We start from the raw sequence: 20,810 nt of genomic DNA, 5'->3' as shown, positions 1-20,810 counted from the left end.
GCCGCGGCGAGGATCGCGAGCGCGAGCGCGGCTTCCGCGGCCCGCGCCCGGCCGGCCGCTTCGGCTCGGGCCGGACCGGTGGCCGCGAGCGCGACGACCGCGAGGAATTCCGCGCGCGCCCGCGCGAGGAGCTCGATGTGGGCATGGACGGGGAGTGATCTGAGATGTCCGACCGTATCGAAGAGACCTCGTCGAACCCCGCCGGGCGCCGCCCGGCCGTCGGCGCCCGCCGGCCCTTCTACCGGCGCAAGAAGTCCTGCCCGTTCTCCGGCCCGAACGCGCCGAAGATCGACTACAAGGACGTCCGCCTGCTCTCCCGCTTCCTCTCGGAGCGCGGGAAGATCGTGCCGAGCCGCATCACGGCGGTGAGCGCGAAGAAGCAGCGCGAGTTGGCCCTGGCCATCAAGCGCGCGCGCTTCCTGGCCCTGCTGCCGTACGTCATCAACGACTGATCCGGCGTCCGGGCGCGCCATGCCGACCGACGGGACCGGGACGGAGGAGGGGGGCGACCGGCCGCAGGCCGGTGGCTTCTTCGCCGATGCGCGCCTGCTCGCCGGCCTGGCGGGCGGGCTGGCTGCGGCGTGCCTCGCGCTCTGGGCCTTCCGTGGACTGCCGCTCGGCCTCGTGACCTTCTGGGCCGCGCCGCTGCCGGTGCTGATGGCCGGCATGGGCTTCGGCGCCGGCGCGGCCATGCTGGCGCTGGTGGTGGCGGCGGGCGTGGTCTGGCTGGCCGGCAGCCTGGCCGGGGTGTGGCTGTTCCTGCTCGCCTTCGGCATCCCGGCCCTGCTGCTGGTGGCGGCGTCGCGCCGGGGGCTCGGCCTGCCGCTGGCCCTGCTGGGCCTGCTGCCGGCCGGCGGCATCCTGCTGGCGGCCTGGTGGCTCTCCGACATGCCGGGCGGGATGGACGGCGTGTTGCGCGCCCTGGCCGAGACCGGGCTGCGTCGTTTCGACCTCCCGGCCTCGGCGGCCTTCGTCGCCGACATCGTGCGGGTGAAGGCGGCGGCGATCGGCTTCTGGTTGGCCCTGGCGCTGCTGGCCAATGGCTGGGTCGCGGGCTGGCTCCTGGCACGAGCCGGGGTCGCACCGGCGCCGGCCTGGAGCAGCGCGCGCCTGCCCGGCTGGTATGCCGCGCTGCCGGCGCTGGCGCTGGGCTTCTGGCTGGCCGCGGAGACGGGGGCGGATGCCGTTCCGCTCTCCCTGCTGCTGGTCCTGCTGGTGCCGCTGATGCTGCACGGCCTGGCGGTGCTGCATACGCGCACGCTGGGCCGGGGCGAGCGCCCGCTGGTGCTCGGCGCGGTCTATGTCGCGCTGGTGGTGCTCTTCCTTCCTGCTTCCCTCGCGGTCGCGGGCTACGGTGCCTTCGACCTCCTCCTCAGAACCAGGGGCCGCGGCGCGCCGCCGTCCCGCAGCTAGAACGGTCGTGTCATGATCGAAGTCATCCTGATGCAGCGGGTCGAGAAGCTCGGCCAGATGGGCGAGCGCGTGAAGGTCCGCCCCGGCTACGCCCGCAACTACCTGCTCCCGCAGGGCAAGGCGATCCGCGCCAGCAAGGACAACCTGGCCCGCTTCGAGAAGGAGCGCGCCCAGCTCGAGGCGCAGAACCTGAAGCGCCGCGAGGAGGCCGAGCGCGTCGCCGAGCGCGTCTATGGCCTGTCGGTCGTCATCATCCGCGCCGCGGGCGAGAGCGGCAGCCTCTACGGCTCCGTCACCTCGCGCGACATCGCCGATGCCTGCAAGGCGCAGGGCGGCCTGACCGTGGACCGCAGCCAGGTGCTGCTGGAGCAGCCGATCAAGACCACGGGCATCATCCAGGTGCGCGTCGAGCTGCACCCGGAGGTGGTGATCCCCGTCGGCGTGAACGTGGCGCGCAGCCAGGAAGAAGCCGAGAAGCAGGCCCGCGGCGAGGACATCCGCGCCGCCGAGCAGTCCGAGGCGGAGAGCCTGGAGGCCGAGCTGGCCGCCGAGCTCGCCGAGCTCGGCTCCGCGATGGATCGCTGATCCGCCACTTTCGGTTGTCGCTCTGCCGGAAGGCGGGCGCGGGCCTTGTGCCCCGCGCCCGCCTTTCGCGTTTCGGTTCCGGGTGGAAACGGCCCGGCGGAGTTCCTTAATCGTCCCGCAACGGGGGCGGTTTCGAGCGAGAAAGGCGCCCCCGGCAGGAGGGGTGCGCGATGTTCCAGCGACTGCTCCACGCCGCGCTCGGCCGGCTGGTCGTGCACGGTAGCCTGGTGGTGCGCCATGCCGACGGGAAGCACGCCCGTTACGGGCAGGCGCCCGGGCCGCGGGCCGCCTTCCGGATCCGCGACGCCGCCGCGACGCGCCGCCTGGTGCTGAACCCGGCGCTGGCTTTCGGCGAGCTCTACATGGACGGCGCCATCGAGCCGGAGGGCTGCACCATCGGCGACGTCGTCGAGGTGCTGGTGCTGAACCAGTGGAAGGGCGGCCGGCATCCCGTGGAGGGGCTGCTCGCCCTGCTCCGCCAGGCCCGGCGGCGGCTCGACCAGCTGAACCCGGCCGCACGGGCGAAGGGGAACGTCGCGCGGAGCGCGCGGGGGAAGGTCGTGCGAAGCGCGCGGGACAACGTCGCCCACCACTACGATCTGAACGGGCAGCTCTACGCCCTCTTCCTCGATTCCGACCGCCAGTATTCCTGCGCCTTCTTCCCGACCGGGTCGGAGACGCTGGAGGAGGCGCAGGCGCTGAAGAAGCGCCACATCGCCGCCAAGCTCCGGCTGGACCGCCCCGGGCTGGAGGTGCTGGACGTCGGCTGCGGCTGGGGCGGGATGGCTCTGCACCTCGCGCGCGACTGGGGCTGCCGCGTCACCGGCATCACGCTGTCCGAGGAGCAGCTGGCCGAGGCGCGGCGCCGGGCCGCCGAGGCCGGCCTGGCCGACCGCGTCCGCTTCGAGCTGATGGACTACCGTGCCTGGGACCGCCCGGTGGACCGCATCGTCTCCGTCGGCATGTTCGAGCATGTCGGCATCGGCAACTACGGCACCTTCTTCCGCACGCTGCACGACGCGCTGAAGCCGGATGGCGTGGCCCTGGTGCATGCCATCGGCCGCGCCGGCGGGCCCTGCAACACCAATCCCTGGTTGGCGAAATACATCTTCCCCGGCGGCTATTCGCCCGCCCTGTCGGAGGTGGTGCCGGCGATCGAGCGGTCCGGCCTCTGGATGACCGACCTCGAGATCCTGCGGTTGCACTACGCCTTCACCATCGCCGAATGGCGCCGTCGCTTCGCCGCCAATCGCGCCGCGATCGCCGCCCTCTACGACGAGCGGTTCTGCCGCATGTTCGAGTTCTACCTGGCGGGCTGCGAATACACCTTCCGCCATGGCGATCACATGAACTGGCAGGTGCAGCTGACGCGCAGCAAGCACGCGCTGCCGCTGACCCGCGACTGGATGGCCGAGGCGGAGCGCGCGCCCCACCCGGCGTTGCGAGTCGCCGCGGAGTGACGCTCCCCGCTATCCACACCTATCCCCAGGCGCGGGGGGGAGGCGGCGACTCGCCGCCTGGGCTAGACTGTCCGCATGAACACCTTCGGCCCGGGCGGTACATCGAGCGGCGAGGGGCTGTTCGGCCTGTCGCAGCGCCTGCCGCCGGCCAACCTGGAAGCCGAGCAGGCGCTGCTTGGCGCGCTGCTGGCGAACAACAAGGCGTATGAACGCGTCGGCGAGTTCCTCGCCGCCGAGCATTTCGCCGACCCCGTCCATGGCCGCATCTTCGCCGCCATCCAGCGCCGCATCGAGGCCGGGCAGCTGGCCGATGCGGTGACGTTGCGCGCCGAGTTCGAGCACAATGGCCTGCTCGACGAGGTGGGCGGCCCCGCCTATCTAGCACAGCTGCTCTCGGCCATGGTCGGCGTGATCAACGCCGGCGAGTACGGCCGCGTCGTCCACGACTGCTGGCTGCGCCGGCAGCTGATCGACGTGGGCGAGACGGTGGTGAACCGCGCGTTCGGCGCCGAGCCGGAGCTGGATGCGCGCCAGCAGCTGGAAGCCGCCGAGCAGAACCTGTTCGACCTGGCGAAGGACAACGGCAGCGAGGGCGGCTTCGTCTCCTTCGAGCGCGCGCTGGCCACCGCGGTGAACCACGCGGCCGCCGCCTTCTCGAATCCCGGCGGCGTGTCCGGCCTGTCCTCCGGGCTGCGCGACCTGGACCGGAAGACGGGCGGGCTGCACAAGTCGGACCTCGTGATCCTCGCGGGGCGGCCGGGCATGGGCAAGACCGCGCTGGCCACGAAGGTCGCCTTCGGCGCGGCGCGCGCGGTGCTGCGCAAGGCGCGCGAGGCCGATCCCAACGCGGTGCCGCGCGGCGGCGTCGCGATCTTCTCGCTGGAGATGAGCTGCGACCAGCTGGCCACCCGCCTTCTCGCCGAGGAATCGCGCATCTCCGGCGACCGCATCCGGCGCGGCGACATCGCCCAGCGCGACTTCGACCGCTTCGTGGAGGTCAGCCGGGAACTCGCCGGCCTGCCGCTGTTCATCGACGACACGCCCGCCATCACCATCAGCGCGCTGCGCACGCGCTGCCGCCGCCTGCAGCGCACCAAGGGGCTGGACCTGATCGTGGTGGACTACCTGCAGCTGATGCGCCCGGCCGCCGGCACGCGGCCGGAATCGCGCGTGCTGGAGATCAGCATGATCACCCAGGGGCTGAAGGCGATCGCCAAGGAGCTGTCGGTGCCCGTGATCGCGCTGTCCCAGCTCTCCCGCCAAGTCGAGAGCCGGGAGGACAAGCGGCCGCAGCTGTCGGACCTGCGCGAATCCGGCTCGATCGAGCAGGACGCCGACATGGTCATGTTCATCTACCGCGACGAGTACTACCTGGCGCAGCGCCAGCCGAAGGAGATGACCTTCGACAACTCCGAGAAGTTCTCCGCCGCGCTCGAGAAGTGGCAGAAGGACATGGAGGAGGCACACAACAAGGCGGAGCTGATCATCGCCAAGCAGCGCCATGGCCCGACCGGCACCATCAAGCTGTTCTTCGAGGGCGAGTTCACCCGCTTCGGCGACCTCGACACGCAGCATGACGGAGGATACGGGGACTAGGTGACCCCCGTCGCTCCCGGCCAGGCCGTCCTGCGCATCGACCTTCCCGCCATCGTCGCCAACTGGCGCGACCTCGGCGCGCGGCATGGCGCGCCGGTGGCGGGCGTGGTCAAGGCCGACGCCTACGGCCTGGGCGCCGGCCCGGTCGCGCGCGCGCTGCGCAACGCCGGCTGCGGCACCTTCTTCGTCGCCCACCTGACCGAGGGGCTGGCGCTGCGGGCGACGCTGGGGGCGGGGTCGGAGATCGTGGTGCTGGACGGCTTCCCGCCTGGCGCGGACGGCGATGCCCGGCTGATCCCGGTGCTGAACCACCTAGGCGACGTCGCGGCCCATGCCGCGGCGGGCAGCGCGGCGGTGCTGCACCTCGACACCGGCATGTCACGCCTTGGCCTGGATGCGCGGGAACAGGCGGCGCTTGCGGAGGACGCGGCCCGGCTGCGCGGCCTCACGCTGCGCTTCGTCATGACCCACCTGGCCTGCGCGGACGAGCCGGATCACCCGATGAACGCCGTGCAGGCTGCGCGCTTCGCCGCCGCTGTCTCGCGCATCGCCCCGGGGGTGAAGCGCAGCTTCGCCAATTCCTCCGGCATCTTCCTGGGCGAGGCCTTCCGCTCCGACCTCGCGCGGCCGGGCTGCGCCCTCTACGGCATCAACCCCACCCCCGGCGCGCCCAACCCGATGCGCCAGGTGGTCCGCGTCGAGGCGGAAGTTCTGCAGGTGCGCGAGATCGCAGAAGGCGACACAGTAGGCTACGGCGCCTCCTGGACGGCGAGGGAACCGCGCCGGATCGCCACCGTTGCCGCTGGCTATGCCGATGGCTACCTTCGCGCGCTGTCCGGCCGGTCCTTCGGGCTGCTGCATGGGCGGCAGGCGCCGCTGGTGGGCCGGGTATCCATGGACCTGACGACCTTCGACGTGACCGACATCGAGCAGGCGCGCCCGGGCGACCGCCTCGCGCTGATCGGCGGCGACGGCAACACGCCCGACGACATCGCCGCGCGTTGCGGCACGATCGGCTACGAGATCCTGACCTCGCTGGGGCGGCGCTACCATCGCGCCTACCAGGAAGCCTGACGCCTTGGACCGCGCCCTTGACCTGACTGCCGGCCTCGGCCGCGCTGCCATCCTCGTGCTGCGCGGCGCCGGCGCGGTCGCGCTCTTCGCCGCGGAGGCGCTGCTGCACCTGCTGCGACCGCCCTTCTACGGCCGCCTGTTCCTGAGGGCCTTCGTGGAGATCGCCTGGTTCAGCCTGCCGGTGGTGGCGCTGACCGCGGTCTTCACCGGCATGGTGCTGGCGCTGCAATCCTACACCGGCTTCGCCCGCTTCAACGCCGAAGGGGCGGTGGCGAATGTCGTCGTGCTGTCCATCACGCGTGAGCTCGGCCCGGTGCTGGCGGGGCTGATGGTGGCAGGCCGCATCGGCGCAGCCTTCGCGGCCGAGATCGGCACGATGCGTGTCACCGACCAGATCGACGCGCTGACCACCCTGTCCACCAACCCGATGAAGTACCTCGTCGCGCCGCGGCTGCTGGCCGGGACGCTGGCGCTGCCGCTGCTGGTGGTGGTGGCGGACATCCTGGGCGTGATGGGCGGCTGGCTGATCGGCACGCAACAGCTCGGCTTCGCCTCCGGCGCCTACCTCAAGGCGACCTTCGACTTCCTGGAGACCTGGGACGTCGTCTCCGGCCTGATCAAGGCCGCGGTCTTCGGCTTCATCGTCACGCTGATGGGCTGCTGGTGCGGCTACAATTCAGGCGGCGGCGCGCAGGGCGTGGGACGGGCGACGACGGCGGCAGTGGTCAGCAGCTCCATTCTCATCCTGGCCAGCGACTACGTGCTGACGGCGATGATGTTCAGCCGATGAGCGGGGGGACGACTCCGAAGATCCGGCTGCGTGGGCTGGCCAAGGCGTTCGGGCCGAAGGTGGTGCTGGACGGCGTGGACCTGGACATCCGCGCCGGCCACTCGATGGTGATCCTGGGCGGGTCGGGCTCGGGCAAGTCCGTGACGCTCAAATGCATCCTCGGCCTGATCCAGCCGGATGCCGGGCTGATCGAGGTGGACGGGCAGGACCTGTCCAAGCTGACGCGGCGCGAGCGCGAGGCGCTGAACGACCGCATCGGCATGCTGTTCCAGAACGGTGCGCTGTTCGACAGCCTGCCGGTCTGGGAAAATGTCTGCTTCAAGCTGCTGGCGCAGCGCCGCATCACCCGCCGCGCTGCGCGCGACAAGGCGGCCGAGGTGCTGGCGCAGGTCGGCCTGGCCGCGAGCGTCGGCGACCTCTCGCCCGCCGAGCTGTCGGGCGGCATGCAGAAGCGCGTCGGCCTGGCCCGCGCCATCGCGGCCGAGCCCGACATCATCTTCTTCGACGAGCCGACGACGGGGCTGGACCCGATCATGGGCGCGGTGATCGATGGGCTGATCGTGGATTGCGTGAAGCGGCTGGGCGCAACTGCCGTCAGCATCACGCACGACATGGCGAGCGCGCGGCGCATCGGCGACGATGCGGCGATGATCCACAAGGGGAAGATCGTCTGGACCGGCGCCGCGGCGACGCTGGGCGCGACGGGGAACGCACTGGTGGACCAGTTCGCCAAGGGTGAGCGGGAAGGGCCGATCCAGATGGAGCTGCGCAGGTAGCCTCTTCCGCTGCGTGGCCCCGGCGGGCTATCTGACGGTCTGTTCCCGTCCCGTTCTTCAGGAAGTGCTGGCTTGGCCAAGGACCGCACCCGCTTCGTCTGCCAGGCCTGCGGCGCCGTCGCGCCGAAATGGCAGGGCCGCTGCGATGCCTGCGGCGAGTGGAACACGCTGGTCGAGGAGGTGACGGAGGCGCGCGGCCCCGGCCCTGCGGCCAAGGCGGCGGGGGGGCGCCGGCTGGAATTCGTGGGTCTGGAGGGCAAGTCGGCCCCGCCCGCGCGGCTGCTGACCGGCATCGCGGAGCTCGACCGGGTGCTGGGCGGCGGCTTCGTGCCGGGCTCGGCCGTGCTGGTCGGCGGTGATCCCGGGATCGGCAAGTCCACCATCATGCTGCAGGCGGCGGCGCGGATCGCGGCGGGCGGACGGCGGGCGCTCTACGTCTCGGGGGAGGAGGCGGTGGAGCAGGTGCGGCTGCGTGCGGCGCGGCTCGGCCTGGCGAAGTCCCCGCTCGGCCTGGCGGCCGCGACCAGCCTGCGGGACATCGCGGCGGGGCTGGAGGGCGAGGCCGAGGCGACGCTGGTCGTGATGGATTCGATCCAGACCGTCTGGCTCGACGCCCTGGATTCGGCGCCCGGCACGGTCAGCCAGGTGCGCGCCTGCGCGGCCGAGCTGATCCGCCTGGCCAAGACCCGCGGCTTCGCGCTGGTGCTGGTGGGGCATGTGACGAAGGAGGGCACGCTGGCCGGGCCGCGCGTGCTGGAGCATATGGTGGACGCCACGCTGCATTTCGAAGGCGACCGCGGCCACCAGTTCCGCATCCTGCGCGCGGTGAAGAACCGCTTCGGCGCCACCGACGAGATCGGCGTCTTCGAGATGACCGAGGGCGGGCTGGTGGAAGTGGCGAACCCCTCCGCCCTGTTCCTGGCGGAGCGGCGCGGCAACGTCTCCGGCAGCGCGGTCTTCGCGGGCATCGAGGGCACGCGGCCGGTGCTGGTGGAGGTGCAGTGCCTGCTCTCACCCTCGGCCGGCGGCTCGCCCCGCCGGCAGGTGGTGGGGTGGGATTCAGGTCGGCTCTCCATGCTGCTCGCGGTGCTGGAGGCGCGCTGCGGCATGGGTCTCGGGATGAACGACGTCTACCTCAACGTCGCCGGCGGCCTGCGTATCCAGGAACCGGCCGCGGACCTGGCGGTAGCGGCGGCGCTGGTCAGCGCCGCGACCGACCGCCCGACCGACCCCGGCATGGTCTATTTCGGCGAGGTCGGCCTCTCGGGCGAGGTGCGCCAGGTGGCGCAGGCCGAGGCGAGGTTGCGGGAGGCGAAGAAACTGGGCTTCGAGTCCGCGACGCTGCCGCGCCGTGTCGCCCGCGGCTCGGCGCCGCTGGCGGCGGTGCCGGGCCTGAAGCTGAAGGAGGCCGGGCACCTGGCCGATCTGGTGGCTGAGTTCGCGGCGGGGACGGTGAAGCGGAAGAAGGAGGGCGCTGCGCCCGAGGCAGCGCGGGGCGCGGCCACACCCGCGTGAATGCGCTGGCAGGCATGCCCGTGTCCCGTGGTGAATTCGACACCCCGCCGCCCGCCCGCTATACGCGCCCCGCGATGACCTGGGTCGATGGCGTGGTCCTGGCGGTGCTGCTGCTCTCGGCAGGGCTGGCCTATTTTCGCGGGATGGTCCGTGAGGTGCTGGGCATCGGCGCCTGGGCCGGCGCCATCGTGGCCGGCATCCTGGCCGAGCCCGCCACCCGGCCGATCGCCGCGCAATACGTGCAGCCGGACTGGCTGGCCACCGGGATCGCCGTCGGCGCCGTGTTCCTGGTGGTGCTGATCGTCCTCAAGATCCTGATCCACTGGGTCGCCGGGAAGGTGCAGCGTTCCGCGCTGGGCGGCGTGGACCGGGCGCTGGGCTTCGTCTTCGGCCTGGCCAGGGGTGCGTTCGTCGTCGTGCTCGCCTATATCGTGGGTGGCTTGGCAATGCCCGACACGGCGCGTTGGCCCGAGGAGGTCCGGCAGGCCCGCAGCCTGCCGCTGGTCGCCGACGGCGCGCAGTGGGCGGTCAGCCAGTTGCCCGCCGATTTCCGTCCGGCCCTGCCTGCGGCCGGCCGGCAGGACCCGAGCCTGGACCAGCTGCTGCGCCCGCCTGCCCGCAGCCGGACCTGAAGGACCGCGATGCATCACGTGACACCCTGGGACCTGGCGGATGCGGAGTCCGCATCCCTGCAGGACGACAAGCCGCACGAGGAGTGCGGCGTGGTCGGCGTGTGGGGCAGCGCCGACGCGGCGGCGCTGACCGCGCTCGGCCTGCACGCGCTGCAGCACCGCGGACAGGAAGCGGCGGGCATCGTCTCGATGGAGACCGGCGCCGGCATTTTCCACGCCCACAAGGGTCGCGGCCTGGTCGGCGACAATTTCGGCGACGCCGCGGTAATCGCGGGGCTGCCCGGCCGCGCCGCCGTCGGCCACAACCGCTACGCCACCACCGGCGAGACGGCGCTGCGCAACGTGCAGCCGCTCTATGCCGATTTCGAGTTCGGCGGCTTCGCCGTGGCGCACAACGGCAACCTGACCAATGCGCACACGCTGAAGCGCGCGCTGGTGCGCCGCGGCTGCCTCTTCCAGTCCACCACAGACTCCGAGGTGTTCATCCACCTCATCGCCATCAGCCTGTACTCCACCGTCACCGACCGGCTGATCGACGCGCTGAAGCAGGTGCAGGGCGCCTACAGCCTGGTGGCGCTGCACAACGGCGCGCTGATCGGGGCGCGCGACCCGCTGGGCGTGCGGCCGCTGGTGATCGGCAAGCTGCCGGCCGGCGGCCCGGGCGGTGCCTATGTGCTGGCGTCGGAGACCTGCGCGCTCGACATCGTCGGCGCCGAGTTCCTGCGCGACGTGGAGCCGGGCGAGATCGTGGTGATCGACGAAGCCGGGCTGCACTCCACCAAGCCCTTCGCGGCGCAGCCCAGCCGCTTCTGCATCTTCGAGTACATCTACTTCGCGCGCCCCGACTCCACCGTGGAGGGCACGCCCGTCTACGAGACGCGCAAGCGCATCGGGGCCGAGCTGGCGCGCGAGAGCGGCGTGGCCGCCGACGTGATCGTGCCGGTGCCCGATTCCGGCGTGCCCGCGGCGATGGGCTACGCGCATGAGGCCGGCATCCCGTATGAGCTCGGCATCATCCGCAACCATTACGTCGGCCGCACCTTCATCGAGCCCACCGACCACATCCGCCACCTCGGCGTGAAGCTGAAGCACAGCGCCAACCGCGCGGTGCTCGAGGGCAAGCGCGTGGTGCTGGTGGACGATTCGATCGTGCGCGGCACGACCAGCCGGAAGATCGTGGAGATGGTGCGCGCCGCGGGCGCGACCGAGGTGCACATGCGCATCTCCTCCCCGCCGACGACGCATTCCTGCTTCTACGGCATCGACACGCCTGAGCGCAGCAAGCTGCTCGCCGCGAAGCACGACGTCGAGGAGATGGCAAAGATCATCGGCGCCGACAGCCTGGCCTTCATCTCGCTGGACGGACTCTACCGCGCGCTCGGTCGGCCGGGGCGCGACGCGGCGCAGCCCGGCTATTGCGACGCCTGCTTCACCGGCGACTACGCCATCCCGCTGGTAGACCTCCGCGACAATGCGGAGCGGCCGGTCTCGCTGCTGCAGGCTGCCGCCCCGTGAGCACGCTTCCGCTGCAGGATCGCGTCGCGCTGGTCACCGGCGCGTCGCGCGGCATCGGCGCCGCGCTGGCGGTGGAGCTGGCGCGGCTCGGCGCACAATGCGTGCTGGTGGCGCGCACCCAGGGCGGGCTGGAGGAGACGGACGACGCGATCCGCGCCGCCACGGGCCGTGGCGCCACGCTGCTGCCCTTCGACCTGCAGCGGCAGGAGAAGGAACTCGACATGCTCGGGCCCTCCATCATGGAGCGGTTCGGGCGGCTGGATATCCTGGTCCACAATGCCGGCACGCTGAACAAGCTGACGCCCGTGGCGCATATCGAGCCGAAGGACTGGGCCGAGACGGTGGGCGTGAACCTCACCGCAGCCTGGCGGCTGATCCGCAGCTGCGACCCGCCGCTGCGGGCTTCCGATGCCGGCCGTGCGGTATTCGTCACCACCGGCCGCGTGCAGCGGCCGAAGGCCTATTGGGGCCTCTACGGCGCGACCAAGGCCGGCATGGAGCACCTGGTGCTGACCTGGGCGCAGGAAGTCGTGACGACGCGGCTGCGCGTGAACCTGGCCGATCCCGGTGTCGTGGCGACGCGGATGCGCGCCACCGCGATGCCCGGCGAGGATCCGGCAACGCTGCCGCGGCCCGAGGATGTCGCTCCCGGCATCGCGGCGCTGTGCCTGCCGGCTGAAACCCGCCATGCGGCGCGGGTGGAGATCGCGCCCATGGCGCCGGCAGACGCGATCCCCACCGCGGGCTGAGCCGCGGGCCCTACGCCTCGCCCCGTGTCAGCACCAGCAGCGTGTCCTCCCGCCGCGGCAGTATCTGCGCGATCGCGACGGGGCGCACCTGGCAGTCCAGGCCGAGCTCGCGCAGCGGGAAGCGCGCGGCGATCGCCGCCAGCGTGTCCTGCGGCGCGGCGCAGCGGAAGGCGTTGAACTCCATCAGCACGGTGATGGCGGGGCTGCGGTCCAGCAGGCCCTGCATCCCGGCCCAGACCGCTTCCTCCGCGCCCTCGACGTCGATCTTGACGAAGTGCGCGGGGCCCTCGCCGGCGTCGTCCAGGCGGATGCTGCGGACGGCGATGTCGAGCGTGTCGGCTTCCTCCTCCGGGCCGGGCGGCGGCGTGCCGTCCGGCAGCAGCCTGCCGTTCTTGGGGTCCGACAGCGTGGCGCGGAAGCGCAGCGTGGCGTCGTTCCGCGCGGCTGCCGCCAGCCGCCGGACCTCGGCCCTGTCGGCGAAGCCGTTGAGCGAGAGGGAGCGTTCGCAGAGCAGCGCGAGACGCGGATTCGGCTCCAGCGCCAGCACGCGGCCGCCGGGCCCGACCAGGTCGGCCATCAGCAGCGCATAGTAGCCGAGGTTGGCGCCGACGTCCCAGGCCACCTGGCCGGGGCGGATGCGCTCCAGCATGAAGCGCGTGCACCAGAACTCCCAGTAGCCGTCCAGCAGCAGATGCGGCGCAAGGCCGAGGTCGCGGCTATCCACCAGCATCTTGTGGCGACCGAGCACGCGGCAGAGCACGGTGTGCTGGTCCAGCGTCACCGCCTGGCAGCGCGCGCGGATCGCCTCCTGTGCGCCGCGGCGGCCGGCCTCGCGCAGCTCCTCCAGGCTCAGCAGCGAGCCGGGCGCCGCCTGGCCGCCGGCCTGGGCGCGCCGGCCCAGCATGTCCCGCAATCCGCTCATCGCGGCGAAGGCTAGGACCCGGGCGGGTCCGCGGCAACCGCGCTACCGGCCTCCCGGTTTCAGCGACCGCTCCAGCGACATGGAGTAGCGGCTCATCGCGAAGCACAACAGAAAGTAGACGCCGGCGGCGAAGAGGTAGGCCTCGGTCGGAAAGCCGAGCCAGTTCGGGTCGCCGAGCGCGGCGCGGAGCGTCGTAAAGAAGTCGAACACGCCGATCACTACGACCAGGGTGGTGTCCTTGAACAGGCCGATGAACGTGTTGACCTGGGCGGGGATGGTGATGGTCAGGGCTTGCGGCAGGATCACCAGTCGCATCTTCTTCCAGTAGGACAGGCCGATCGCGTCGGCCGCCTCGTACTGGCCGCGCGGCATGGCCTGCAGGCCGCCGCGCACCACCTCCGCCATGTAGGCGGCGGTGAACAGCGTGTAGGCGACGAGCACGCGCGCCAGCCGGTCGATCGTCACGCCCTGCGGCATGAACAGCGGCAGCATGATCGCCGCCATGAAGAGCAGGCTGATCAGCGGCACGCCCCGCACGCATTCGATGATGGCGGTGCAGAACCAGCGGACCAGCGTCAGCTCGCTGCGCCGGCCGAGCGCCAGCAGGATCGCCAGCGGATAGCCGAGCGCGAGGCCATAGACCGCGATGATGCCGGTGATGGTCAGGCCGCCCCATTGGCGGGTCTGCACGAAGCTGAGGCCGAAGACGCCGCCCTGCATCAGGATCCACATCGTCGGCGCGGCGACCGCCCAGCCCAGCAGCAGCCAGCGGCCCCAGAAGCGGCGGATGGTGGAGAGCACCACCATCGCGACCAGGATGACGATCATCGTCGCCGGCCGCCACCGTTCCTCGAAGGGGTAGAGGCCGAAGATGGAGAACCAGAACTTCTCCCGCACGAAGGCCCAGCAGGCGCCACCCGCGGCGCGGCAATCCTGCGCAGTGCCGTAGAGCGTGGCGTTGGTGACCGCCCAGGTCCAGAAGGGCGGCACGGCGAGCCACAGCACGCCGAGGCAGGCCAGCGTGATGGCGCTGTTCACCGGCCCGGCGAAGCAGGCGCGCAGGAAGCCCGTGGCGCGTTCGGCGAAGGAGGGGCCGCGCGGCGGGGCGGCGGGCAGCGTGGTCGCGCTCATCTCAGCGCTCCTTCAGCAGCGCGACGCGCGCGTCGTGTTTCGCCGCAGGTGAAACGCGCTGGGCCGACTGACGACGCGCGGCAGCCGGCGCCACGGGCGGCGTGCATCTCAGCGCTCCTTCAGCAGCGCGACGCGCGCGTTGTACCAGTTCATCAGGGCGGAGGTGACGAGGCTGATCAGCAGGTAGACGGCCATGAAGATGCTGATCACCTCGATCGCCTGGCCAGTCTGGTTGATCGAGGTGTTGGCCACGCTGACCAGGTCCGGATAGCCGATGACGACGGCGAGCGAGCTGTTCTTCGTCAGGTTCAGGTATTGCGAGGTGAGCGGCGGGATGATGACGCGGAGCGCCTGCGGCAGGATCACCAGGCGCATGATCTTCCCGCCGGGCAGTCCCAGCGCATGGGCGGCTTCCCACTGGCCCTTGTGCACGCTCTGGATGCCGCTGCGGACGATCTCTGCGATGAAGGCCGAGGTATAGACGACCAGCCCGACCAGCAGGGCGAAGAACTCGGGCGACAGCGTCAGCCCGCCCTCGAAGTTGAAGCCGGCCAGTTCCGGCCAGTCCACCGTCGGGACGAAGCCGGCCAGCATGCCAAGCGCCGGGAAGCCGAACAGCATGGCGAGGCCCGGCAGAACTGTCGGGCGGCGCTGGCCGGTGGCGACCTGCCGCGCGCGCTCCCGGCGCAGCAGCAGCCACCAGCCGACGGCGCCGGCGGCCATGGCCGCGAGGAACAGATAGAGCGACGCATCCGCGGACAGCGCCGGGATCTTCATGCCGCGCTGGGAAAGGAACACGCCGGGCAGCGGGTTCAGCGCCTGCCGGACGGAGGGCAGCTGCAGCATCACCGCGTGCCAGAACACCAGCTGCAGCACCAGCGGGGTGTTGCGGATCACCTCGATGTAGCCGCCGACGAGCGAGCGGAGCAGCGGGTTCGAGGACAGCCGCGCGAGGCCGAGCAGGATGCCGAGGACGGTGCAGAGCGCGATGCCGACGATGGCGACCCGCAGCGTGTTCAGCAGGCCCACGGTCAGCGCCCGGCGATAGGTGTCGGCGGGCGTGTAGTCGATGATGCTTTCGCCGATGGGGATGCCGGCGGAGCGGTCCAGGAAGCCGTAGCCGAACTGCAGGCCGCGCGCGGCCATGTTGGCCTGGGCGTTGGACCAGAACCACCAGCCCAGCCCGATTACCGCGACCAGCAGCCCGAGCTGGATGAGAAGGCCGCGCCGGGTGAAGCCGCCGGGCAGCGGGATGAGACCGCGCGTGGGCGGCATCGCGACGGAGGTCGTGCTGCTCATGCGGCCTGTCCTGCGGGAAGGTCGAGAAGGCGGGCGTGCCGCGCCGGGCGACCGGCGCGGCACGCCACCGGTTCAGCGGGCCGGCGGGGCGTAGAGCAGGCCGCCGCGGGTCCAGATGTTGTTCATGCCGCGCTCGAGGCCCAGCGGCGTGTTCACGCCGAGGTGGCGCTCGAAGATCTCGCCGTAGTTGCCGAAGGTGCGGATGATCTGGCGGACATAGTCGGGGCGCGCCGCGCCCAGGCTCTCGCCCATGTTGCCCTCGACGCCGAGCAGGCGGCGGATCACCGGGTTGGTGGAGGTGGTCGCGATCTGCTCGACATTCGCCTGGGTGATGCCGAGCTCTTCGGCGTCGATCAGGGCGAAGGTGGTCCAGGCGACGATGTTGGTCAGCTCCTCGTCGCCCTGGCGCAGCGTCACGGCCAGCGGCTCCTTCGACAGGCGCTCGGGCAGGATGACGTGGTCGGCCGGGCGGGTCAGCAGGGTGCGCTGGGCGGCGAGCGCGGCGAAGTCGTTGGTGAAGACGTCGCAGCGGCCGCTGTCGTAGGCGCGGCGGATCTCGTCGAGGTCGGCGATCACCACCGGCGTGAAGCGCAGGTTGTTGGCGCGGAAGAAGTCCGCGATGTTCAGCTCGGTGGTGGTGCCGGGCTGCACGCAGACCGTCGCGCCGTTCAGCTGGCGCGCGCTGGTCACGTTCAGGCGGCGCGGCACCATCAGCGCCTGGCCGTCATAGAAGGTGATGGCGGGCTGGTTGAAGCGGTTGACGTTGGTGTCGCGCGTCAGCGTCCACGTGGTGTTGTTGGAGAGCACGTCCACCTCGCCCGCCGACAGCGCCGGGAAGCGGCTCTGCGTGGTGACGGGGACGAACTCCACGCGGTTGGGGTCGCCGAAGATCGTGATCGCGATGGCGCGGCAGATCTCGACGTTGAAGCCGCCCCAGCGCCCCTGGCTGTCGGGGACGCCGAAGCCGGGGTTGGACGGGCCCTGGACGCCGCAGCGCAGGGTGCCGCGCTGGCGGATCTGGTCGAGGTCGCGGCCGGCAAGCGCCTCGCCCACACCGAACGTCATGAAGGCCGCCGCGGCCGCGGCGAGCATCTTCCACTTCATTACCCTTGTCTCCCTCGTCTCCCGGCGACCCGCGGGACGGGCCGCGTCGCGCGGCGCACATCGCAATGTCGTGAGAAAATTGCAAGAGCGCAATCTCGGGAACAGAATTGGGCAATTCTCGAACCGTGGTGCCCGCGAAAGCGCCAGTCGCTTTCGTGCCCCTTGCGCAACCGCGAATCCGCTTGCCTGCACCTTGGGCGCAGTGGGAAGCTTTTCGCCCGGCGGTGCGTTGGGCCCGGCGGAGACAAGAGCGCCCGTGCGACGTTCCGAGATGCGAAGGCCGATGCGGCGGGAGCCGCTGCCATGGTGGCAGGCGGAGGCACCTTTCGGCCTGCTGCTCGCCGCAGGCTTGGCGGCCCCCTTCTTCGTGCTGGATCAGGGCGGCGACTGGCGCTCGGCCATCCTGGCCGCCTGCGTCGTGCTCAGCGCGCCGGGTGCGGCGATCGAGAGCATGGTCGGCGCGGCGCGCCTGGCGACGCTGCTCAAGGGCGATCGGGGTTGAGGTGCCCCGCGGCGGGCGGCGGATAGCCCCGCCGCGCCAGCCGCGTGATGAGTTCTACCTGCGGGTGATGCGATGAATGTGTCGCATCACGTCCCGCATCTTCTTCCCGATCTCCTCGATCTTGCTGCCATAGCTCGGTTTCGATGGCATCAGGTGCACGGGTCGGTCGGCGGGGGGCTCTTCGAGCCGGCTCGGCGGTGTCGCGTCACGCTTTCGTTCCCGGTCGGACATGGGTGGGCCCCTCGTCTTCGCGTCTTGCCGAAGCCCGGCAACCAGCCGGAGATGCGCATGGGTGCCGGCGGCGCCGGCCGCAGGCCGACTTCGCGGCGTCGGCGCCGCCGCGGCTTGCGTGAAGCGCCGGCGGACCTATTCCTGGTCGCGGTCCGTCTGCGTCAGGGCGCGTGTCGAGGCGTTCATCTTGCCCGCGATCTCCTTGATCTTGTCGCTGTAGCTCGGCTTCGGGGGCGCGGGGGGCACGGGCGGAGCCTCGGCGGGTTCCCCGGCCTTGCTTGGCGGCGTCGCGCCACGCGTCCTCTTGCTGCCGGTCATCCTCGGGCCTCCCGCCTTTGCGCTTCGCCTCAGGCCGGCAGCCGGCCGGCCAGCGCCAGCAGCACCGCCATCCCATGCAGCACGACGCCGGCCAACAGCCAGTGCGCAGCCTGGCGCAGCCAGCCGCCGCGCTGGTTGTTCAGCTCCGCATTCTCCCGCGCAGCAAGGGCGAAGGCGACGATGCGGTTCTGCCAGAACTCCGCGTCGCTCACCGGCCGCGCATCCCAGCCCGCGATCTCCTCCAGCGGGTCGGGCTGGCCGCGATAGGACATGACGCGCAGCGCCTGCACCGCGCAGGCCAGCGCGGCCACCAGCGACACCGCCGCGCCCGCCACCAGCAGGAAGAGCGGCGCCGTCAGCGCCAGCTTCTCCAGCGAGAAGGCGAAGAAGGCGAAATAGGCGGTGACGAGCGTCACGAAGAGCTTGCCGCGCTCCACCAGGTCGCGCAGACGTGTGACCTCGTCGTCGTAGAGCTTCTGGAACGGCGCCGCCGTGTCCTTGCTCTCGGTGAAGGTTCCCATCGCGCCTCGCTTCCCCGGCGGGCAGCATGCCGGGGCCGGCGGCGTCCTGTCGAGGGCGCGTGCGGCGCCTACGCCTCGCCCTCCGCGTAGGGGTTGTCGGTGCCGCGCAGGTTGAGCCGGATCGGCACGCCGGGCATGGCGAAGGCGTCGCGGAACGAGTTGACCAGGTAGCGCCGGTAGTCCTCCGGAAGCAGCTCCGCGCGGGTGCCGAAGACCGCGAGGGTGGGGGGCCGCGCCTTCGGCATGGTGGCGTAGCGCAGCTTGATGCGCTTGCCGTCCACCAGCGGCGGCTGGTGGCGTTCCTTCATCGCCTCGAACCAGCGGTTCAGCTCGCCGGTCGGCACGCGGCGGTTCCACAGCGCATAGACCTCGCGCACCGTCGGCATCAGCTTCTCGACGCCCTTGCCGGTCGCCGCCGAGATCGGCACCACGGCCACGCCCTTCGACTGCGCCAGGCTCGCCGTCAGCACGTCGTCCAGCCGGCGGCGCGTCGCGGCGCGGTCCTCCACGGCGTCCCACTTGTTGAGCGCGATCACCACGGCGCGGCCTTCGCGCTCCGCCAGGCGCGCGATGCGCAGGTCCTGCTCGTCCATCCCCAGCAGGGCGTCGAGCACCAGCACCACCACCTCGGCTTCCTTGAGCGCGGCGAGAGTGGCTGCGACGGACATCTGCTCCAGCTTCTGCTCGATGCGTGCCTTCTTGCGCATCCCCGCGGTGTCCACCAGGCGGATGGGCCCCTCCGCGTCGCGGAACTCCAGCGCCACGGCATCGCGCGTCAGGCCGGGCTCCGGCCCGGTGATCATCCGCTCCTCGCCCAGCAACGTGTTGACCAGGGTGGACTTGCCGGCATTGGGGCGGCCGACGATGGCCAGCCGCAGGGGCCGGTCGGCGGCGTCGCGGGCGGGGCGCCCGGTGTCGGCCAGGCGGTCGCGCACCTCGTCGTGCAGGGTGCCGATCCCCTCGCCATGCTCGGCGCTGACCGGCAGCGGGTCGCCCAGGCCGAGCTCATAGGCCTCCAGCGCCATCTGGGTGCCGAGCCGGCCTTCGGCCTTGTTGGCGACCAGGATCACCGGCAGCCCGGCGCGACGCAGCCAGTTGGCGAAGGCGCGGTCCGACGGCGTGATGCCGGCACGGGCGTCCACCACGAAGATCGCCAGGTCGGCCTGGCGCAGCGCCGCCTCGGAACTGGCGCGCATGCGGCCGGGGATGGTGTCGGGCGGCGCTTCCTCCAGCCCGGCGGTATCCGCCAGCAGCACGGGGACGCCCCCGATGATCGCCTCCGCCTCCTTCCGGTCGCGGGTGACGCCGGGGGTGTCGTCCACGATGGCGATCTTGCGGCCGACCAGCCGGTTGAACAGCGTGGACTTGCCGACATTGGGGCGGCCGAGGATGGCGATGCGCTGCATGGCGGTGTCCTAGCATGCCCGCGCGCGGCGGGGCGTTGCCCGCCGGCACGCATCGGCCATGCGCGCGTCAGCGCAGCGCGATGAGCGTCCCGTCATCCGCCAGGGCGACCAGCGTGCCCTCGGCGATTGCCATCGGCAGGGTGATGCCGGAGCCGGTCGGCACCCGCCCGACGATGGCGCCGGCCGCCGGGTCGAGCAGCAGGATCTCCCCGCGCGAGGAGGGAACCAGGATGCGCCCGCCTGCCACCAGCGGCGCGCCGAACCGCGGCGGGTCGCCGCGGCGCCCCCCGGCCGGGGCGGGGTCGAGTTCCGTCACCCAGCGGATGCGCCCATCCTCGCGCCCGAAGGCCACCGCATCGCTGCCGCGCGTCACGGCGAAGACCCAGTCGCCCGCGGCGGCCGGCCCGTTGCCGCCGCCGAACGGCCGCTCCCAGAGCCGCCGGCCGCTGCGCAGGTCCACCGCGATCGTGGTGTTGCCGAGGCCGACGGCGATCACGCGGCCACGGTCGATCACCGGCTGCCCGGTGATCCCGATGATGTCGGCCAGGCTTGTATTGGCCGCGCCGCCGAGGCTCTCGGCCCAGAGCAGGCGGCCATCGGCGGCGCGCATCGCGACCAGCTCGCCGGAGCCGAACCCGGCCACCACCGACTCGCCCTCCACCGCCGGGGCCGGCAGGCCGAGCGGGATGGTGGTGAGCGCGGCCGCCCGGTAGGTCCAGAGCCGCCTGCCGTCCTCGACCGACAGCGCCAGCAGGTGGTTCTCGGTGGTGGGCACGTAGATGCGCTCGCCGGCGACCGTCGGCGCGCCGCGGGACGGTGCGGGCAGCCGGACGCGCCAGCGCACGCTTCCATTGGCGGGGTCCATCGCCAGCACTTCCCCGGCGCCGGTCGCGACGTAGAGCGTGCCGTCCGCGAAGGCGGCGCCGCCGCCGAGGCCGATCGCGCTCTCCTCCTCCGGCGTGGTGTCGGCGCGCCAGCGCTGCCGGCCATCGGCCAGGCTGTGCGCCGTGACGGTGCCCCAGGCATCCACCGCATAGACGACCCCGCCCGCGATGATCGGGCCGGCGGTGATGCGCTGGCGATAGGTGGAGCCGCTGCCGGCGGAACTGCGCCAAGCGATCGCGGGCCGGTCGCCCAGCGCCGCGTGGCCGGGGGCATGGCCCGGCGGTCCGCCCGCCATCGGCCACTCGGCGATCGGCTCCGCCGGCGGCAGCTCGACGGGCCTCGCCTCGGCCTCCGCGTCGGGCGCCAGGGTCGGCTCCGGCCGCAGC

General features: G+C 71.9%; 20 protein-coding genes and 1 pseudogene. 14 read left to right on the top strand and 7 right to left on the bottom strand.

Annotated features, from left to right (window positions below):
- From OZN99_RS08500 to OZN99_RS08440, 13 genes and pseudogenes are all read left to right on the top strand, one after another.
- Nucleotides 1-158, top strand: a pseudogene (locus OZN99_RS08500) (30S ribosomal protein S6); the annotation flags it as partial.
- 6 nt (nt 159-164) lie between these two features.
- On the top strand, nt 165-452 hold the full coding sequence (gene rpsR / locus OZN99_RS08495) for a 30S ribosomal protein S18 (protein WP_270934775.1): 288 nt from the start codon (nt 165-167) through the stop codon (nt 450-452).
- Between the two features lie 19 nt (nt 453-471).
- Complete coding sequence (locus OZN99_RS08490) at nt 472-1,413, top strand: hypothetical protein (RefSeq protein WP_270934774.1); 942 nt, start codon at nt 472-474, stop codon at nt 1,411-1,413.
- 12 nt (nt 1,414-1,425) lie between these two features.
- The gene (rplI, locus tag OZN99_RS08485) at nt 1,426-1,998 is read left to right on the top strand and encodes a 50S ribosomal protein L9 (protein WP_270934773.1); all 573 of its coding nucleotides are present in this window, start codon (nt 1,426-1,428) and stop codon (nt 1,996-1,998) included.
- Nucleotides 1,999-2,168: 170 nt separating this feature from the next.
- Nucleotides 2,169-3,458: an SAM-dependent methyltransferase gene (locus OZN99_RS08480; protein ID WP_270934772.1), complete on the top strand. Its 1,290-nt coding sequence runs from the start codon at nt 2,169-2,171 to the stop codon at nt 3,456-3,458.
- Between the two features lie 75 nt (nt 3,459-3,533).
- Nucleotides 3,534-5,054 carry a replicative DNA helicase gene (locus OZN99_RS08475; protein ID WP_270934771.1) on the top strand — a complete coding sequence of 507 codons (1,521 nt, stop codon included), beginning with the start codon at nt 3,534-3,536 and terminating at the stop codon, nt 5,052-5,054.
- Nucleotides 5,055-6,128 (top strand): alanine racemase, encoded by a 1,074-nt coding sequence (gene alr / locus OZN99_RS08470; RefSeq protein WP_270934770.1) that lies wholly within the window; start codon nt 5,055-5,057, stop codon nt 6,126-6,128. It begins immediately after the preceding gene.
- Nucleotides 6,129-6,132: 4 nt separating this feature from the next.
- Nucleotides 6,133-6,918 (top strand): MlaE family ABC transporter permease, encoded by a 786-nt coding sequence (locus tag OZN99_RS08465; protein WP_270934769.1) that lies wholly within the window; start codon nt 6,133-6,135, stop codon nt 6,916-6,918.
- Complete coding sequence (locus tag OZN99_RS08460; RefSeq protein ID WP_270934768.1) at nt 6,915-7,694, top strand: ABC transporter ATP-binding protein; 780 nt, start codon at nt 6,915-6,917, stop codon at nt 7,692-7,694. The genes OZN99_RS08465 and OZN99_RS08460 overlap by 4 nt, the downstream gene beginning before the upstream one ends.
- A gap of 72 nt (nt 7,695-7,766) precedes the next feature.
- Nucleotides 7,767-9,209, top strand: coding sequence for a DNA repair protein RadA (radA, locus tag OZN99_RS08455; protein WP_270934767.1), 1,443 nt, complete (start codon nt 7,767-7,769; stop codon nt 9,207-9,209).
- A 20-nt stretch (nt 9,210-9,229) separates the two neighbouring features.
- Entirely contained in the window at nt 9,230-9,841 is a 612-nt protein-coding gene (locus tag OZN99_RS08450; RefSeq protein WP_270934766.1) for a CvpA family protein, read from the top strand.
- A gap of 18 nt (nt 9,842-9,859) precedes the next feature.
- On the top strand, nt 9,860-11,356 hold the full coding sequence (purF, locus tag OZN99_RS08445) for an amidophosphoribosyltransferase (RefSeq protein WP_270934765.1): 1,497 nt from the start codon (nt 9,860-9,862) through the stop codon (nt 11,354-11,356).
- Complete coding sequence (locus OZN99_RS08440) at nt 11,353-12,105, top strand: SDR family NAD(P)-dependent oxidoreductase (RefSeq protein ID WP_270934764.1); 753 nt, start codon at nt 11,353-11,355, stop codon at nt 12,103-12,105. The genes purF and OZN99_RS08440 overlap by 4 nt, the downstream gene beginning before the upstream one ends.
- A gap of 10 nt (nt 12,106-12,115) precedes the next feature.
- On the opposite strand, the gene OZN99_RS08435 is transcribed toward OZN99_RS08440, so the two are convergent.
- The 4 genes from OZN99_RS08435 to OZN99_RS08420 all read right to left on the bottom strand — a co-directional run bounded on the left by OZN99_RS08435 (nt 12,116) and on the right by OZN99_RS08420 (nt 16,561).
- Nucleotides 12,116-13,009 (bottom strand): FkbM family methyltransferase, encoded by an 894-nt coding sequence (locus tag OZN99_RS08435; RefSeq protein WP_270934763.1) that lies wholly within the window; start codon nt 13,007-13,009, stop codon nt 12,116-12,118.
- A 60-nt stretch (nt 13,010-13,069) separates the two neighbouring features.
- Complete coding sequence (locus tag OZN99_RS08430; RefSeq protein ID WP_270934762.1) at nt 13,070-14,158, bottom strand: amino acid ABC transporter permease; 1,089 nt, start codon at nt 14,156-14,158, stop codon at nt 13,070-13,072.
- Between the two features lie 108 nt (nt 14,159-14,266).
- A complete protein-coding gene (locus OZN99_RS08425) occupies nt 14,267-15,457 on the bottom strand; it encodes an amino acid ABC transporter permease (RefSeq protein WP_270934761.1) in 1,191 nt (396 codons plus the stop codon).
- Nucleotides 15,458-15,529: 72 nt separating this feature from the next.
- A complete protein-coding gene (locus OZN99_RS08420; RefSeq protein WP_270934760.1) occupies nt 15,530-16,561 on the bottom strand; it encodes an amino acid ABC transporter substrate-binding protein in 1,032 nt (343 codons plus the stop codon).
- A gap of 256 nt (nt 16,562-16,817) precedes the next feature.
- Here OZN99_RS08420 and OZN99_RS08415 point away from each other — a divergent pair, with 256 nt between their 5' ends.
- Nucleotides 16,818-17,063 carry a hypothetical protein gene (locus tag OZN99_RS08415; RefSeq protein ID WP_270934759.1) on the top strand — a complete coding sequence of 82 codons (246 nt, stop codon included), beginning with the start codon at nt 16,818-16,820 and terminating at the stop codon, nt 17,061-17,063.
- Between the two features lie 578 nt (nt 17,064-17,641).
- Here the strand turns inward: OZN99_RS08415 and OZN99_RS08410 are convergent.
- From OZN99_RS08410 to OZN99_RS08400, 3 genes are all read right to left on the bottom strand, one after another.
- Nucleotides 17,642-18,133 carry a hypothetical protein gene (locus tag OZN99_RS08410; RefSeq protein WP_270934758.1) on the bottom strand — a complete coding sequence of 164 codons (492 nt, stop codon included), beginning with the start codon at nt 18,131-18,133 and terminating at the stop codon, nt 17,642-17,644.
- Between the two features lie 68 nt (nt 18,134-18,201).
- On the bottom strand, nt 18,202-19,539 hold the full coding sequence (gene der, locus OZN99_RS08405) for a ribosome biogenesis GTPase Der (protein ID WP_270934757.1): 1,338 nt from the start codon (nt 19,537-19,539) through the stop codon (nt 18,202-18,204).
- Nucleotides 19,540-19,606: 67 nt separating this feature from the next.
- Nucleotides 19,607-20,810, bottom strand: a 1,204-nt coding sequence (locus OZN99_RS08400) for an outer membrane protein assembly factor BamB family protein (protein ID WP_270934756.1), incomplete at its 5' end; no start/stop codon positions are given.

It is taken from the genome of Falsiroseomonas oryzae, from assembly GCF_027856955.1.
In the GTDB taxonomy this organism is placed as follows: domain Bacteria; phylum Pseudomonadota; class Alphaproteobacteria; order Acetobacterales; family Acetobacteraceae; genus Falsiroseomonas; species Falsiroseomonas oryzae.
The sequence above is the reverse complement of the archived record's forward strand: the minus strand, read 5'-3'. Positions and strand labels throughout refer to the sequence as shown.